Annotated in this window: 13 protein-coding genes; 9 read left to right on the forward strand and 4 right to left on the reverse strand. The window is 68.5% G+C overall.

The annotated features are described in order from the left end of the window. The coding region (locus FJY88_07040) for an FtsX-like permease family protein (GenBank protein ID MBM3287092.1) at window positions 1–295 on the forward strand (295 nt) is incomplete at its 5' end. A gap of 20 nt (window positions 296–315) precedes the next feature. On the opposite strand, the gene FJY88_07045 is transcribed toward FJY88_07040, so the two are convergent. Together FJY88_07045 and FJY88_07050 are read right to left on the reverse strand one after the other, a co-directional pair. Further along, entirely contained in the window at window positions 316–3,009 is a 2,694-nt protein-coding gene (locus FJY88_07045) for a hypothetical protein (GenBank protein MBM3287093.1), read from the reverse strand. Next, window positions 3,006–3,614, reverse strand: a complete 609-nt coding sequence (locus FJY88_07050; GenBank protein MBM3287094.1) for a hypothetical protein — start codon at window positions 3,612–3,614, stop codon at window positions 3,006–3,008. The genes FJY88_07045 and FJY88_07050 overlap by 4 nt, the downstream gene beginning before the upstream one ends. A gap of 207 nt (window positions 3,615–3,821) precedes the next feature. On the opposite strand from FJY88_07050, the gene FJY88_07055 reads away from it, so the two are divergent. From FJY88_07055 to moaC, 5 genes are read left to right on the forward strand one after another with little or no spacing between them, the layout of a single operon-like run. Then, a complete protein-coding gene (locus FJY88_07055) occupies window positions 3,822–4,448 on the forward strand; it encodes a peptidyl-prolyl cis-trans isomerase (GenBank protein ID MBM3287095.1) in 627 nt (208 codons plus the stop codon). Window positions 4,449–4,478: 30 nt separating this feature from the next. Then, the gene (locus FJY88_07060) at window positions 4,479–4,979 is read left to right on the forward strand and encodes a hypothetical protein (protein MBM3287096.1); all 501 of its coding nucleotides are present in this window, start codon (window positions 4,479–4,481) and stop codon (window positions 4,977–4,979) included. A 23-nt stretch (window positions 4,980–5,002) separates the two neighbouring features. Then, a complete protein-coding gene (locus FJY88_07065) occupies window positions 5,003–5,647 on the forward strand; it encodes a hypothetical protein (GenBank protein ID MBM3287097.1) in 645 nt (214 codons plus the stop codon). Window positions 5,648–5,682: 35 nt separating this feature from the next. Beyond that, window positions 5,683–6,945 carry a molybdopterin molybdotransferase MoeA gene (locus FJY88_07070; GenBank protein ID MBM3287098.1) on the forward strand — a complete coding sequence of 421 codons (1,263 nt, stop codon included), beginning with the start codon at window positions 5,683–5,685 and terminating at the stop codon, window positions 6,943–6,945. Then, window positions 6,942–7,427, forward strand: a complete 486-nt coding sequence (gene moaC, locus FJY88_07075) for a cyclic pyranopterin monophosphate synthase MoaC (GenBank protein ID MBM3287099.1) — start codon at window positions 6,942–6,944, stop codon at window positions 7,425–7,427. Before FJY88_07070 ends, moaC begins: the two co-directional genes overlap by 4 nt. Here the strand turns inward: moaC and FJY88_07080 are convergent, their stop codons facing one another. Next, window positions 7,428–8,675: a tetratricopeptide repeat protein gene (locus tag FJY88_07080; GenBank protein MBM3287100.1), complete on the reverse strand. Its 1,248-nt coding sequence runs from the start codon at window positions 8,673–8,675 to the stop codon at window positions 7,428–7,430. Between the two features lie 179 nt (window positions 8,676–8,854). On the opposite strand from FJY88_07080, the gene gap (FJY88_07085) reads away from it, so the two are divergent. The 3 genes from gap (FJY88_07085) to FJY88_07095 all read left to right on the forward strand — a co-directional run bounded on the left by gap (FJY88_07085) (window position 8,855) and on the right by FJY88_07095 (window position 11,598). Further along, window positions 8,855–9,859 (forward strand): type I glyceraldehyde-3-phosphate dehydrogenase, encoded by a 1,005-nt coding sequence (gap, locus tag FJY88_07085; GenBank protein MBM3287101.1) that lies wholly within the window; start codon window positions 8,855–8,857, stop codon window positions 9,857–9,859. A gap of 11 nt (window positions 9,860–9,870) precedes the next feature. Next, on the forward strand, window positions 9,871–10,878 hold the full coding sequence (gap, locus tag FJY88_07090) for a type I glyceraldehyde-3-phosphate dehydrogenase (GenBank protein MBM3287102.1): 1,008 nt from the start codon (window positions 9,871–9,873) through the stop codon (window positions 10,876–10,878). A 90-nt stretch (window positions 10,879–10,968) separates the two neighbouring features. Further along, window positions 10,969–11,598 carry a hypothetical protein gene (locus FJY88_07095; protein ID MBM3287103.1) on the forward strand — a complete coding sequence of 210 codons (630 nt, stop codon included), beginning with the start codon at window positions 10,969–10,971 and terminating at the stop codon, window positions 11,596–11,598. On the opposite strand, the gene FJY88_07100 is transcribed toward FJY88_07095, so the two are convergent. Beyond that, on the reverse strand, window positions 11,528–14,131 hold the full coding sequence (locus FJY88_07100) for a hypothetical protein (GenBank protein MBM3287104.1): 2,604 nt from the start codon (window positions 14,129–14,131) through the stop codon (window positions 11,528–11,530). The genes FJY88_07095 and FJY88_07100 overlap by 71 nt on opposite strands. Between the last annotated feature and the right edge of the window lie 228 nt (window positions 14,132–14,359).

The following is a 14,359-nucleotide window of genomic DNA, read 5'->3' on the forward strand; positions in this document are numbered from 1 at the left end:
GACGTCGGAGATCGGGCTCGCCAAGGCGATCGGGGCGACGCGGCGGCAGATCCTGTGGCTCTACCTCAGCGAGGCCGCCTTGCTCTCGTCCATGGGAGGGCTGCTCGGCATCGCGGGCGGATGGGGAGTCGCCGCCCTGATCCATCTTCTGCTGCCGGCGCTTCCCGTCCACACGCCGAAGGAATACGCGTTCCTCGCCCTCGTCGTGAGCGTTGCGGTCGGCCTTCTGAGCGGGATCCTGCCGGCCAGGCGGGCCGCGGCGATGGATCCGATCGAGGCCCTGGCCGCGGAGTGATGCGGAGCAGGCCGGCCATATCAGCGGACGACCACGAGGCGCTCGATCGCCCGCGTTCCCGATTCCTCGGCGATCAACCAGTAGACACCGGCGGCGAGGGGACGCCCGCCGCCATCCTCCGCCCGGAGCGCGAGACTGAGCGCCGCGGCCGCGGGCGCGACGCCTGAGGCCAGGCGGCGGCCCGCGCAATCGATCAGAGTCCATTGCAGCGGGGCGCGTGCGGGTCCGCTCCACGCGAGGGTCCAGGCTCCGGAAGCCGGCACTGGGAAGACGCGCAGCGGATCGCCTGCTTCGACGCCTGGGCCGGGTTCCGGGGCGCCGCGGACCAACCTCAGGACGGCCCCGTCGGGCACGGCCGCCCTCTCGCCAGCGGGGATTCGCCAGGCGCCATCCGCGTAGCGCGCGAGGCGCAAGGCGTCGCTGGAGGGGACGAGAATGGCCCCGCCGTCCGCCGCGATCTGAAACGCGGGCCCCGCGCAGGCCCAGTCCGCCGGCGGATCCGGAGCCTCGCCGCCCATCTCGAGAAGCGCGACCGTCGTCCCCGGCCGCCCCGCGAGGAGTAGATCCTCTCCGTTCCACGTCGCCCGCGCCTCGCCCCCCCCATCGAGGGCGTAGCCAAGGAGCGTGCGACCCTCGGCGCGCACGTTGCCGAGCCAGTCGCTCGCTCGCGTCAGCATGTAGAGGTCATCGCCAAAGGAGGGGATCCGGAAGTGCACCCTGTAGAGGAAGCCCTCCGGATCGAACAGGGCGGCTGGGACCGGAAGCCCGTCGATCGTCACGATGAGACTGTCGCCGAGGAGACGCTCGCGGGCGGTCACGTGGATGTCGACGTAGCGGGGCAGTTGAGGGTTGATCGAGACTCCATACCGGAGGAGGGGACCCGTCGCGTCGGGGAGCAGCCGGATCAAACGCAGAGGGCCTCCTGTCACCGCGCGATCCGCGTCGAGCGAGTGGATGCCGGTCAGGGGCGTCTCGAGGGAGTTGATCTGGAGATCGACCGCATAAGGAGCCCAAGTCCGTCCCCGATCGAACGTCTGCGCGATCAGCGCGCCGTCCCCCACGGCCCATCCGATCCCGTTCTCCGTCATGCGCACGGCGCGCAGCGTGTCGCCGAACTCCCTCTCTTCCGCCGGCTCCCACGGCGGGTCCGCCGGGCGAAGACTCAATCCGCGCGCCAGGGCGACGACGCTGTCGACTCCCGCGAATGAGAGGGCGCGGTAGGCATCGCCCGAGGGGAGATCGGCGTCCGTCCAGCTCACGCCCCCATCATGCGTGATCGAGAGGAGCCCATCGCACGCGATGATGGCGTGGAGCGAATCGAGGGCGGCCATGGCGGCGATCCCGGGCAACCCGTCGCGCAGGATCGACCAGCGCGCGCCATCGTCATCGCTACGCAGCACCGCGCTGTCGCTATGGGCCCAGGTCAATCCGGCCGGCGAGTCGGACCACCAGCGGCAGCCGCGCAGGAGGCCCTCCTGATCGAGCTCCTCGAACGTCCCGCCGCGGTCGGCGCTGTGGAAGAGCCGGGAGCCTTCCTCTCCGTCGAAGTGAAGCCAGACCTCGTAGTCGCGTCGAACGGCGATGCGCCGAAGGCGGCGGGCGCGGTCGGGCAGAGGGAGCCGGATCCAGCTCTCGCCCTGCTGGACGCTGAGCAGCAGGCCGAGATCGAGGGCCCAGTAGATATCCCTCGAGCCCATCCAGACTCGGGAGAAGTCGGTCCCCATGGTCTGCAGCAGGGTTCCGCCCTGATCGACGCTCCTGTGGATGCGAGCTCCCGCCGTCATGAGCGTGCCCAGATCGTCGATCGCCGCGTCGAGGAACATATCCGTTCCCTCCGCGGCGACTGTCCACGTCGTTCCCCCGTCGCGAGTGGCCAGGAGGGCGTCCCCGCAGGAGATGGCTCCGAAGGAGTTGCGCTTGACCGTCAGCCCGCGCGCCCGGCGAGCCCAGGGAGCCAGGTCCTCCGAGGCGAGGGCGTCGCTCACCATGGACCAGCTCAGGCCTCCGTCCTCCGTCCGCCAGAGTCCGAGGCTTCCGCGCTCGATCGCGTGGCCGTTGTGCAGTCCGTCCATCTGGAAGAGCGACGCCGCGAAGGGCGCCTGGATCCAGGTCGTGTCCTGCGCGAGCAATCGGCCGTCGTCGAGAAGGACGATCGACCGGCCCGCTCTGCGGGGAACGACGCTCCTGACAGGAGCGTCTCCCAGATCGGCGATGCGGGTCCAGCCGGAGCCCGCGCTGTAGCCGATCTCCGCGGAGAAGATCTCGCCGCCGCTGGTGCCGAGCAGCACGTCCTCGTCGCCGCGCGCCGTCGCGCAGGTCAGAGCGCCGAGCGAGTCGGGGTGTGGGATGCGACGCCATGTCCGCCCGTCCCCCCTCCCCGACCAGAGCCTCCCATCGAGCGTCACGGCGAATTGCTGGCCGCAGCAGTCCGAGAGGCTGAAGCTGCTGACGCTGTCGGCGGGGAAGGGAGGGCCGTCGGCCCGGATCGTTCCCGTGACGCCGCCGTCGTCGCTCACCCATTCGCGGCTGCCTTCAAAAGCCCCCAGGAAGTAGAAGAGGGCGGGCTCGGGAGAGACGACCCAGCTTCCGGAGCCTTCCGGGACGGATCTGACCTGCCAGCTCGATCCCGCGCCTGCCGGATGGACGATCGCCGCGAGAGCGACGAGCGCGCTCCCGGCGAGCCACCAGCTCGCCGCGCGTGCGCGCGATCTCATCCCGTCCCTCTCAGGCTCTCGAGCGCCGCCATGAGTTGCTCGCGGAAATCGTAGTCGTCCAGATCGATCTCGAGCCACGACCGGAGGATCAGGAGCGAGTCGTAGCAATCCTGCCACCGGCGGAGATGGAACTCCCCGAGGGCGCGCAGGTAGACGATCCTCTGATAGCCGAGATAGGGGTCGCCGATGAACAGGTAGCTCGGGTCGGTGATCTCATGGGCGGCGGCGACGGCCAGGGAGTCGCGGCCGAGGGCCGAGGCGGTGACGGCGATCCCGGCAAAGGCGTCAGGCAGGGCCTCCATCTCGATCGCTGTCTGGAAGAGTCGGATGGCGAGATCCAGGCTGTCCGTCTCCACTTCGCACCAGCCCCGGCCCACGAGGGGCTCCGACTCATGCGGGAAGCCCTCGACAAGCCCCCGGAACGTAGCCTCGGCTTCGGCGTATTGGTGGTTGCGGTAGAGGGACCATCCCCTCTGGATCTCCGCGTTGAAGTCGAGCGGCGGCTGCTGCGCCGGCGGGGTAGGGTCCTTCTGACACGCCGCCAACAAAAAGAGCAGCGCCACGGGGAACAGCCGGAGAGGGAACGGACGCCCGCCGGGTCGCATCGATCGGTTCTCCTTCCTGAGGGGGGATCGTAGCACCGTGCCGGCCCCGCGGCAGCCCCGCAAGATACTGCGCCCGCGGCTCGTTGCCCCTGGCCGGCTCCCTCTGCTAAGCTACCGGCCAGAGCGGATCGCGGACTCGGAGTCGGCGCGCGGACACTGACTCCAGCGACCTCGTGAGAGCACGGAATGCAAAGGAGGATGGAGGCGATGCTGAGAAGAGTCCTGCTGGCGGGACTTCTGACGGTATTGATCGTGGGATTCGCGGCGGCGGAGGGGGACAAGACCCTGACGCAGGCCAAGGAACCGGCGCCGCAGGCGCCTGCAAAGGGGGGGCCCGTGGTTCTTCTCGGGACCTCGATGGGGAACATCAAGATCGAGCTCTTTGACAAGAAGGCGCCGAAGACTGTCAAGAACTTCCTCAAGTACGTGAACGACGGCTACTTTGCGAACACCATCTTCCATCGCGTCATGCCGGGCTTCGTCATCCAGGGTGGAGGGTTCACGGCGGAGATGGTCGAGAAGACCGCGACCTACCCGGCGATCCCGCTCGAGTCTCAGGCCGGTCTAGCGAACGCCCGAGGGACTCTGGCGATGGCCAGAACAAGCCAGCCGAATTCCGCCACATGCCAGTTCTTCATCAACCTGAACGACAACAATCGCCTCGACTACAAAGCCGAGGTTGGCAGTCCGAACGGATACGCCGTCTTTGGAAGGGTGATCGAGGGGATGGACGTGGTGGACAGGATCGCCGCCGTCCCGACGCAGAGTGCCGGGCAGCACCTCAATGTCCCGATCGAGGCGGTTCTCATCAAGAGCGCCAAGGAGCTGCCCTGAGGCGGGTCATCGCGAGGAGCCGCGCGGCCCATGGCCACCGTTAGAGCCTCCGGCGGGGGAAGGACTGTCCCTCTCGGCGAACAGGCAGTGTTGCCCGGGAGGGGCAGGATCGTCCTCTGGGTCGAGCCGCCGCCTGGACATGCCTTCGCCGATGCCGCTCCATTCGAGGCGCGGGCGCGGGTCCGTAGCGGCCCCGCCCCCGCCGCCGCCACTTCGGGAGCGCCCCTCGATGCCAGCGCAGGCGACCCTTGCGGATCGCCCGGCGGCGCCGTCCACCTCGATCCCGAGTCCCGCAGCTGGATCCGCGAGCATCCGGTTTTCCCCTGCGAGATCCCGGTCCGCTTCGATCTCGGGAGAGGGGAGCTCGAAATCGATCTCGTCGCCTACTACTGCGAGGATCGGGGCAGCGGCGTCTGCTACTACCAGCACGTCTGCCTCCGGATCGCCGTGGTCGTGTCCGCGGAGGCGGCGTGCGCCGACATCGAGATCGTCTATCGCCTCGGAACGCCCGAGATCGCCCCGACGATGTGAAGACCGGCTCACGGCTGCTGGAGATGTATGACGCGCTCGTGCGCGATCATGGAACCCTCGACTGGTGGCCCGGAAGGACGAAACTCGAGATCGTGGTGGGCGCGATCCTCACCCAGAACACCGCCTGGAGCAATGTCGAGAAGTCGATCGCCGTCCTGAAGGAGCGCGGGTGGCTGCGCATCCGGACGCTCGAACGAGTGCCCGAGGATCGGCTCGCGCGGGCGATCCGGTCCTCAGGCTACTTCCGCCAAAAGGCCCGCAAGCTGCGCGCCTTCCTCCGCTACTTCCGCGAGCGCCATGGGGGGAGCTTCAGGCGGATGGCGCGGATGGGAACCGACTCGCTCCGGGAGGAACTCCTCGGGATCTGGGGGATCGGGCCGGAGACGGCGGACAGCATCCTCCTCTATGCCCTTGGCAGGCCGGTCTTCGTCGTAGACGCCTACACCCATCGAGTTCTGCGCCGGCACGGAGCGCATCCGGGCGGAGGATACGAGGACCTGCGAGGGATCATCGAACGGGAGATCCGGGGGACCGCCGCGCTCTACAATGATCTCCATGCCCAGATCGTGTGGGTCGGACATCGATACTGCAAGACGCGCCCCCGCTGCGCCGCCTGTCCGCTGCTGCCCTTCCTGCCCGGCGGAGTGGCGGTTGAAGCGGGAAGGTGAGGGAGCGAGGGAGATCCGCGGGCTCGCGCGGAGCGATGATGGAACAATTGACGACGTTTGACGACGCGCTGGGAATGGTCTTGGACGCCGCCCCGAGGCCAAGGCGGGAGATCGTCGATCTGAAGGACTCCTGCGGTCGCGTCCTGGCCCGCGACATCCGCGCCGATCGCGACCTTCCTCCATTTGATCGAGCCGCTCTCGACGGCTACGCGTTCCGCGTCGGAGGGAAGAGCGAAGGCGAGCCGGTCTGGCCGGTCGTCGGGGAGGTGGCGGCCGGATCGAGGCCGCCGCGCGAGCTGAAGGAAGGCACGTCCATTCGGATCTGGACAGGAGCGCCGGTGCCGCGCGGCGCCCAGGGGATCGTCCCCGTCGAGGAGGCGACGGAGGTCGCGGGCGGAGTGCTCCTCAGCCTGCCCGGGAGCGCCGGCGGGCGAAAGCGCGCGGCCATCGCCCTGCGCGGCGAGGATGCTCGCAGAGGGGATCGCCTTTTCGCCCGCGGGACGCGGTTGCGCCACGCAGCGCTGCCGGTGCTCGCGGCAGTCGGGGTCCACAGGGTCCCGGTGCACGCAAGACCCACGCTCGCGGTGGTCTCCACCGGCGATGAGCTCGTCCCGGCGGCCGGCCGGCCGAGTCCCGTGCAGATCCGAAGCTCCAACGATCTCCTGATCCGCTCGCTCGTCGCCGCCGCGGGAGTCTCGTCGGTCAACGATCTCGGGATCGCCAGGGATGAGCCCGCCCTGCTCAAGAAGGCGCTCGCGCGCGGCCTCGAGGCGGAGATCCTCGTCGTCTCGGGGGGCGTCTCGGCGGGCAGGCTCGACCACGTTCCCGCGGTCCTGCGGGATCTGGGCGTGCGCGTCGTCTTCCACAAGGTCGCGATCCGCCCCGGAAAGCCGCTTCTCTTCGGAGTGAGATCGCTGGCGGGCCGCCGCACGGCGGTCTTCGGCCTGCCCGGAAACCCGGTGGGCGTGCTGGTGACCGCGGTGGAGTTTCTCCTGCCGTTCATCCGCCGGTTCCAGGGGGAGGTTCCCTCGGTCGATCTGCCCTTGCCCGTCCGCATCGAGACAGCGATGCGCCGCGGAGGGGACTTGCTCCACTTCGTTCCTTGCGCGCTCGATGTCGACACGGAGGGCTCGATGCGCGCGCGGGAGATCCCGCTCCGAGGAAGCGGCGACTTCGCCGCGGCGTCTCGGACCGACGCGCTGCTTCGCGTGCCGGGCGACGGCGTGGGGAGGGAAAGCGGATCCGTGCTGACGGCCGACCTCCTGCCTGGAGGCGCGCCACGAGGGGAGGGAAGATGACGCTCGATCCATCCTTCACGCACCTTGGTCCGTCAGGAGCGAAGATGGTCGATGTCACGGACAAGGAGATCACCGCGCGCGGCGCAGTCGCTCGAGCGAGGGTCCGGATTGGAGAGAAGGCCGCCTCGGCGATCGCGTCCGACTCGATCGCCAAGGGGAAAGTGCTGGATGTCGCCCGGATCGCCGGGATTCAGGCGGCGAAGAGAACCTCGGACCTCATCCCCCTCTGCCATCCGCTGCCGCTCGATCTGGTGGCCGTGGATCTGGCGGTCGAGGGCTCGCTCGTCCAGATCAGGGCCGAGGTGCGCTGCCGCGCCCGAACAGGCGTGGAGATGGAGGCCCTGACCGCCGCGGCCGTGGCCGCGCTCACGGTCTACGATATGTGCAAGGCTGTCGATCGGGGGATCGTTGTGGAGGCGGTCTTTCTGGAGGAGAAGTGGGGCGGCAGGGGAGGACCCTACCGCCGCCAGGACGCGGTCTGATCACTTCGAGTCGAGCATCTTGCGCAACCCGTCGGCGAGGCCCTTGTCGATCTCGAGCAGCTTCGTGTATTGCTCCTCGGCATCGATCCTCTTTCCCATCTGCAGATAGAGCCCCCCGAGATTGAAGACGGCCATCCCGTAGGTCGGATTGGCCTCGATGGCCGCCTTCAGAACATCCACGGCCTCCTGCACTCGGCCCAGGCCACCGAGGGCGGCCGCCTTGTTGCTCATGATCATCGCCGACTTCGGAATCGACTTCAGCCCCTCGTCGTAGATCTGCACCGCGACGTCGTAGTTCTTCTGCTGGAAGGCCGACGCGCCGCCCATGAAGTAGGCGTGCTCCCATCTGGGGCGCAGCCGCGCGGCCTCGCGGAAGGCCGCCTCGGCCTCGGGGTACTTCGCCTCTTTGAAGAGCGCCTTTCCCGCCCAGAAACGGATCTCGGGCATCTCCTTGTCGCGTGCCGACGCCAGGTCGAAGAAGGGCTGGGCCGCGGTCGGGTTCTCGTAGGACGTGAGGAAGGCGCGGACCAGCAGCCCCTTGGCCGTCGCAGGATTGAGCCAGTCAGAAGTCCCGATCTCGATCCCGGCGATCGGTGTCGGGGAGGCGGTCTTCTGGAGGAGCGGGAGGATCGACTCCTTCGTGGTCATGTAGTGGAAGCTCCCGGTGGGGTCCGTGATCTTCCCCGTGATCCCGACCCAGCGTCCGCAGTGGTGCATGACGAGGAGCCCCTCCGGGTGCTCGCCCGCCACCGGGACGATTCTCAGCGCGCCCACCTCCATCGGCTCGCCGCATGTGAGCTCGGGCATCGCGTCGGGCATTCCCGGGCCCGGAATGACGCGGATGCGCTCGCTGAACCGCCAGTACATCGTCTGGTCGGCGACTGGTCTCACGGGAATCAAGCCCTTGGCGTCGAGCACCGCGATGTCATTGGCCGCATCCGAGGCGATTAAATCGCTCGCCGTCAGGGAGCCTCCGCCTCGCAATGCGATCTCGAGCCTCTCGGCTCCCTTGAGGGCGCTCAGGCGCACGACCAGGCGGCCCGGATCGCCGAGGAATGTCCCGTACGTCTGACGCAAGGGAGCGCCGCCAGGCCCTTGCACATCCACGAGGGCGACGGCCGGCATGATACCGCTCCAGTCCTGCGTGACCGGGTCCCCGGCGTGGGCGGACGCGGCGAGCATCGCAGCGAGCGCGACAAGGAAGAGAAGGGTCATCCGGAATGCCGGGCGCTTGGGACTATGGAACATCTCAGCCTCCCTGAACTCGATTCGTGTTCGCGATCGTCCACCGAAGAGCGAACCCCATGGATCCGTTTCGGTTCCCGGAACCTATCCGAAGGGCTCCAGAGCATGCTACCATGCTCTGTCTATGTGGGGCTAGAGGTAGCCGCGGCGCACGCCGCCTGGAAGGAAGGAGTCGTCATCGCATGAGCGTTCATGTCGGAATCATGGGATTCGGGCGGATCGGGAGGAACGCCTTCCGCATCATCCAGCAGAGCCATCCGGAGATCGATGTCGTCGCCATCGTCGATGTCGCGGACCCGAAGGCTCTCGAGTACCTGCTCCGCTTCGATACGGTCCATGGCAAGTTCTCCGAGCCGATTTCGGTGAAGGGGAACGCGATGTACCACCGCGCCCGGCAGATCAAGATGCTGACCGCGCGGGAGCCCGGCGAGGTGAGCTGGAAAGACCTCGGCGTCGAGATCGTCATCGAGGCCACGGGCAAGTACCGATACCGTCCCATGCTCGAGAAGCACCTCGACGCGGGCGCGCGCAAGGTCGTCCTGACGGTGCCCCCGCGGGACGAGATCGATGCCGTCATCGTCATGGGGGTGAATGATCACATCCTGACTCCGGAGCATCGGATCGTGTCCGCCGGGTCGTGCACGTCGAATTGCCTGGCGCCGATCGCGCGCGTCCTGAACGACGCCTTCGGGATCGAGAAGGGGCTCATGACGACGGTCCACGCCTACACGAACGACCAGCGGCTCGCCGACGTTCCGCACGAGGATCTGCGCCGCAGCCGGGCGGCCGCCGAGAACATCATCCCGACAACGACCTGGGCGCCGCAGGCGGTCGAGCGCATCCTGCCGGAACTCGCGGGACGCCTGGGCGGAATCGCGATCAACGTTCCGGTTCCGGACGGCTCGGTCATCGACCTCGTGACCTTGATGAGGCGGCCCGTGACGGCGGAGGAAGTCAACGAGGTCGTCAAGAGCGCGGCCCAGTCGGTCTACAAGAACATCATCGAGTATACCGAGGAGCCTATCGTCTCGAGCGATGTGATCGGCAACTCCCACTCGGCGATCTTCGACTCCCTTTCGACCAGCGTCCTGGGCGGCGACCTTCTCAAGACGATCGCCTGGTACGACAACGGCTGGGGATACGCGACCCGCGTCGTCGAAATGGTCGAGAGGCTGGCAAAGCTGTGATGGGGGGGAGGATGAAGTCTCGCATCGCGATCAACGGTTTCGGACGCATCGGACGGGCGATCTTCCGCCTTCTCGCGGACGCGAACGACCTGGAGGTCGTCGCGGTCAACGACATCGCTCCCAATGTCGCTCTCGGCTACCTCCTCAAGTACGACACGGTGATGGGCCGCTTTCGCGGGGAAGTTGCGATCGACGGCGACACCATGCACGCCGGCGGACACAAGGTGCGGATGTTCGAGATCCGCGACCTGGCCGATCTTCCCTGGAAGAGAGAGGGGATCGACTTCGTCATCGAGGCGACGGGGAGGTTCCGGGACCGGGCGTCTCTGGAGAAGCACATCCTGGCAGGAGCCCGCGCGGTCATCCTCACGGTGCCGGCGAAGGATGAGATCGACGCGACGATCGTCGTGGGCGTGAACGACGATCAACTCAAGCCGGAGCACCGGATCGTCTCGAACGCCTCCTGCACGACCAACTGCCTCGCCCCGATCGCCAAGATCCTCAATGACTCGTTCGGGATCGAGAGGGGCTTCATGACGACCGTGCACGCCTACACGAACGACCAGCGTCTCGCCGACGTCCCGCACTCGGACTTCAGGCGCAGCCGGGCCGCCGCGGAGAACATCATTCCCACGACGACGGGCGCCGCCCGCGCCGTCGGCAAGGTGCTCCCGGAGCTGAAGGGGAAGCTCGACGGCATCGCGATGCGGGTGCCCGTGCCGGACGGCTCAACGGTCGATCTCGTCACGGTGATGAGCAGGCCCGTCACCGCCGAGGGCGTGAACGAAGCCGTGCGCAAGGCCGCGGAAGGCCCCCTGAAGACGATCGTCGAGTATGCCGACGGCGCGATCGTCTCGAGCGACGTGATCGGCAATCCGCACTCCGCGATCTTCGATGCCGCCCTCACGGGCGTCGTCGGAGGCACCTACCTCAAGACCGTGGCCTGGTACGACAACGAGTGGGGCTACTCCTGCCGCGTGGTCGATCTGCTGCGGAAGATGATGAAGCTGTCCCAGTAGGCGCTCTGTGGAGGATCGATCGATTCGCAGGCGAGCTCTGAAGGGCCGAGGCCGGCGGCGGCGCGGAGCCGAGTCCTCGTGAGTTCCGCCATGCCTCGACGGGACAGGCGCGACTGGGCGCGAATCGCGCTCTGGCTCGTCGGCGCGACGATGGGATACAACGTTCTCGAAGCGGCGATCGCTCTCTGGTCGGGGATCGCCGCCCGCAGCGTCGCCCTGGTCGGCTTCGGCCTCGACAGCGTGATCGAGTGCAGCGCCGCGGTTCTGCTCTTCTGGCGCCTCTCGAAGGAGGCGCGCGGGGGAAAGCGCGAGGAGATCGAGGCGGCAGAGCGGCGCGTGCGACGCTTCGTCGGAGCCACCTTTCTTCTTCTTGCCGTCTACGTTCTGGCGCAGGGGATCTGGACGCTGATCGGGCGCGACGCTCCCGAAGAGAGCGTCGTCGGCATCGTCCTGGCTGCCGTCTCCCTCGTCGTCATGCCGCTCGTCGCCTGGGGGAAGCTCCGCGCGGCCCGGGAGATCGGGAGCGCTGCCCTGCGCGCCGAAGCGAAGGAGACTCTGGCATGCTCCTATCTCTCCTTCACGCTCCTGCTCGGTCTCGTCGCCAACGCGGCCGCGGGCGCGTGGTGGGCGGATCCGGTGGCGGCTCTCCTCATGGTCCCCTGGCTGGTGCGGGAGGGGCTCGAGGGGGTGCGGGGGGAGGATTGCTGCTGCGGAGCGTGAGCTCCCGCGCAGCGAATCCGAGGGAATCGGCCGGGTAGCCGTCCCCAGCATCGAGGACCACGATCTCGCACTCCGCCCGGAGCCCGCGCTCAGGAATCGATGCCTGGATCGTGTGCGGACCGGGCCTGATCTGCCAGAACAGACGGTGGACTCCGCGCGTCGCCCCATGCGCTTCGCCGTCGATCCGCCAGATGACGCGGGACCGCGCGGGGGCTTCCGCCTCCAGCGCGAGCTGCTGCTGGTCCGCGGGAAGCGTCGGGTCCGCGGCGATGACGGCGCCATCGACCGGTCTGCGGATGGCGAAGAGGATCTCCTCGCGGCCGCCGTCCCGTTGCGGCCCATCGAGGGCGCGGCACGTGCCGCTTCCGCAAAGGCACGGCGTCGCCTTCTCCGGAGGTCTCGGGAGCCCTCGATCCTCCTGCCAGAACGAGAATCGCTCGGGAAGCACGGCGAAGACGGCACGCCTCACGCGCGAGCGGGGAGTGCACGATCGGGCGAGCAGGCCGGTGGACGCATCGACCCTGTAGCCGGCGTGGGCCGCGCAGATGGGCAGAGGCGGATCGGCGCGACGGAACGGGCTCCAGTCCGCGTGGGGACAGTCCGATCCCGCCCCGCACCCTGAGAGAGGGCAGACCGCGCGCTTCTCGACTCCGTCCGGGATCGGGAAGGGCGGGGACGGCTCGGCCGCCTCGAGCGCCTCGAGAATCGATCTCGCCACGAGCGCCGGGCCCTCGGTGCCGGTGACGCGATCGGTGGCCGTGCCGTCGGGGTTCCCCATCCAGACAGCCACGGTGTGCCGGGCGGTGTAGAGGACCGCCCAAGCGTCGCGCCAATCGGAGGAGGTCCCCGTCTTCGCCGCCACCTCGCGCGACATCTCCAGAGGGCCGCCCCTTCCGAAGGCGGCCGCCCTCGCCGCCGGATCGGAAAGGATCTCGCTCACCCAGGAGCAGGCGATCGGATCGATGGCGTGACGCCTTCGAGGGGACGGCGCCAACCGTTCCCGTCCACTCCGATCCCTGGTGGAGAGGATCGCCGCGGGCTCGATCCAGGTTCCGCCGCGCGCAAGGGTCGCATAGGCCGCCGCCAGATCGAGAAGGGACACTTCTCCGGCGCCGAGCGTGAGTCCCAGTCCCAGCCGGTCGATCTCTTCCGCGCGCGCCAGGCCGACGTCCACGAAGTGCCTCGCCACGTTCTCCGAACCGGCCAGGCCGAACGCCTCGACCGCGGGGACGTTCCATGAGTTGGCGAGCGAGAGGCGCGCGGAGACCGGTCCCGAAAACCCGCCGGCGTAATTGCGCGGCGCGAATATTCCCGTCGCGTCCTCATAGCTTGTCGGGACGTCGCCCAGGATCGTCGAGGGACGGATCGGCCCGGTGAAGGCGGCGGCATAGGTGAACGGCTTCACGGCGCTGCCGGGCTGGCGCGGAGCGAGCGCGGCGTTCACCTGGCCCGCCTCGGGGGAGTCATAGGAGATCGACCCGACCATCGAGCGGATGGCGGCGGTCTCCGTATCGAGCACGACGACGGCGCCCCCCGAGCACCGTCCTGCGAGGAGGCGTGATCGATCGAGGAGGGCGCGCTCGGCCTCGGCTTGGATGCGCAGGTCGATGCTCGTTCGGATCTCGCTGGGAGCGGCTCCGATGCTATCGGCCAGCGCGATCGCCCAGTCGATGAAGTGCGGCGTCCGCCTTGGCGGGGCGGGCGCGAGGGCCAGCGCCGAGGCCTCCGCCCGCTCGGCGGCGTCGGGCTCGAGCCATCCGAGATCTCGCATCCTGTGGAGAAGACGGTTCCGTGCCCGAATCGCCGTTGTAGGAAAGCGGTGCGGGTCGTATCGGCTCGGGGCGCGCGGCAGGACGGCGAGCAGAGCGGCCTCGGAGGGGGAGAGCACGGCCGGCGGTTTCCCGAACAGGCGACGGGAGGCGGCTGCAACGCCCTGCAGCCGTGGGCCGTATGGGGCTCGGTTCAAGTAGATCTCGAGGATCTGTTCCTTGGTGAGGCGCGCCTCGAGAACCATGCTCCAGTAGATCTCCTGAAGCCTGCCGGCGAGACCGCGTGGCTGGCCGCGCGTGACGCGGACCGCCTGCATCGTGAGAGTGGAGGCTCCTCGGAGCGGGCGGCCCCGGAACGGACCGCGCCAGACGGCGCGGGCGAGGGCGAGCGGGTCGATCCCGGGATGCCGGAAGAATCGGCGGTCCTCCGCGGCGAGCGCCGCCCGGATGAGGAGCGGATCGATCTCCGCGAGCGAGATCCTGTTCCGGAAGGGGCCATCGCCTCCCGGCCGCTCCCCGAGAAAGACGCCGCTTCGATCCTTGACGACGATCGAGGAGGGGATCTCCCGGAGCGACCAGTCCGGCAGCTCGGCGCATCGGGGCAGGATGAGCGCCGCGCAGCCGGCCAGAGCCGCCGCTCCGAACAGGAACAGGACCGGCCGCGCGAGAACTGTCGCAGTGAACGGAAGCAGGACCGGCCGCGAGAGAGCGAATCGCTTTCTGCCGCGACCGCCGAGCGGATGTCTCCTGTCTGAGCCGGACACGCCCTCACTCCCTCCCGCGCGTCACGCTGACCGTTCTCGATCCGCTCGTCGCGTAGATCTCCGGGCTGTAGAGGATCTCCATCCTCGCCCCCGGCGTGCCGTAGGTTCCCGACACGGTCGCGATCGCCGGATAGTAGACGTGATAGACGCCGGCGCGGACGTTTTCCGCGAAGAGCCGGACCGTCCGATCGCGCAGCTCGCGGTGGACGATCGGAAGAGCCATCGTCA

Source organism: Candidatus Eisenbacteria bacterium (assembly GCA_016867495.1).
Taxonomy (GTDB): domain Bacteria; phylum Eisenbacteria; class RBG-16-71-46; order CAIMUX01; family VGJL01; genus VGJL01.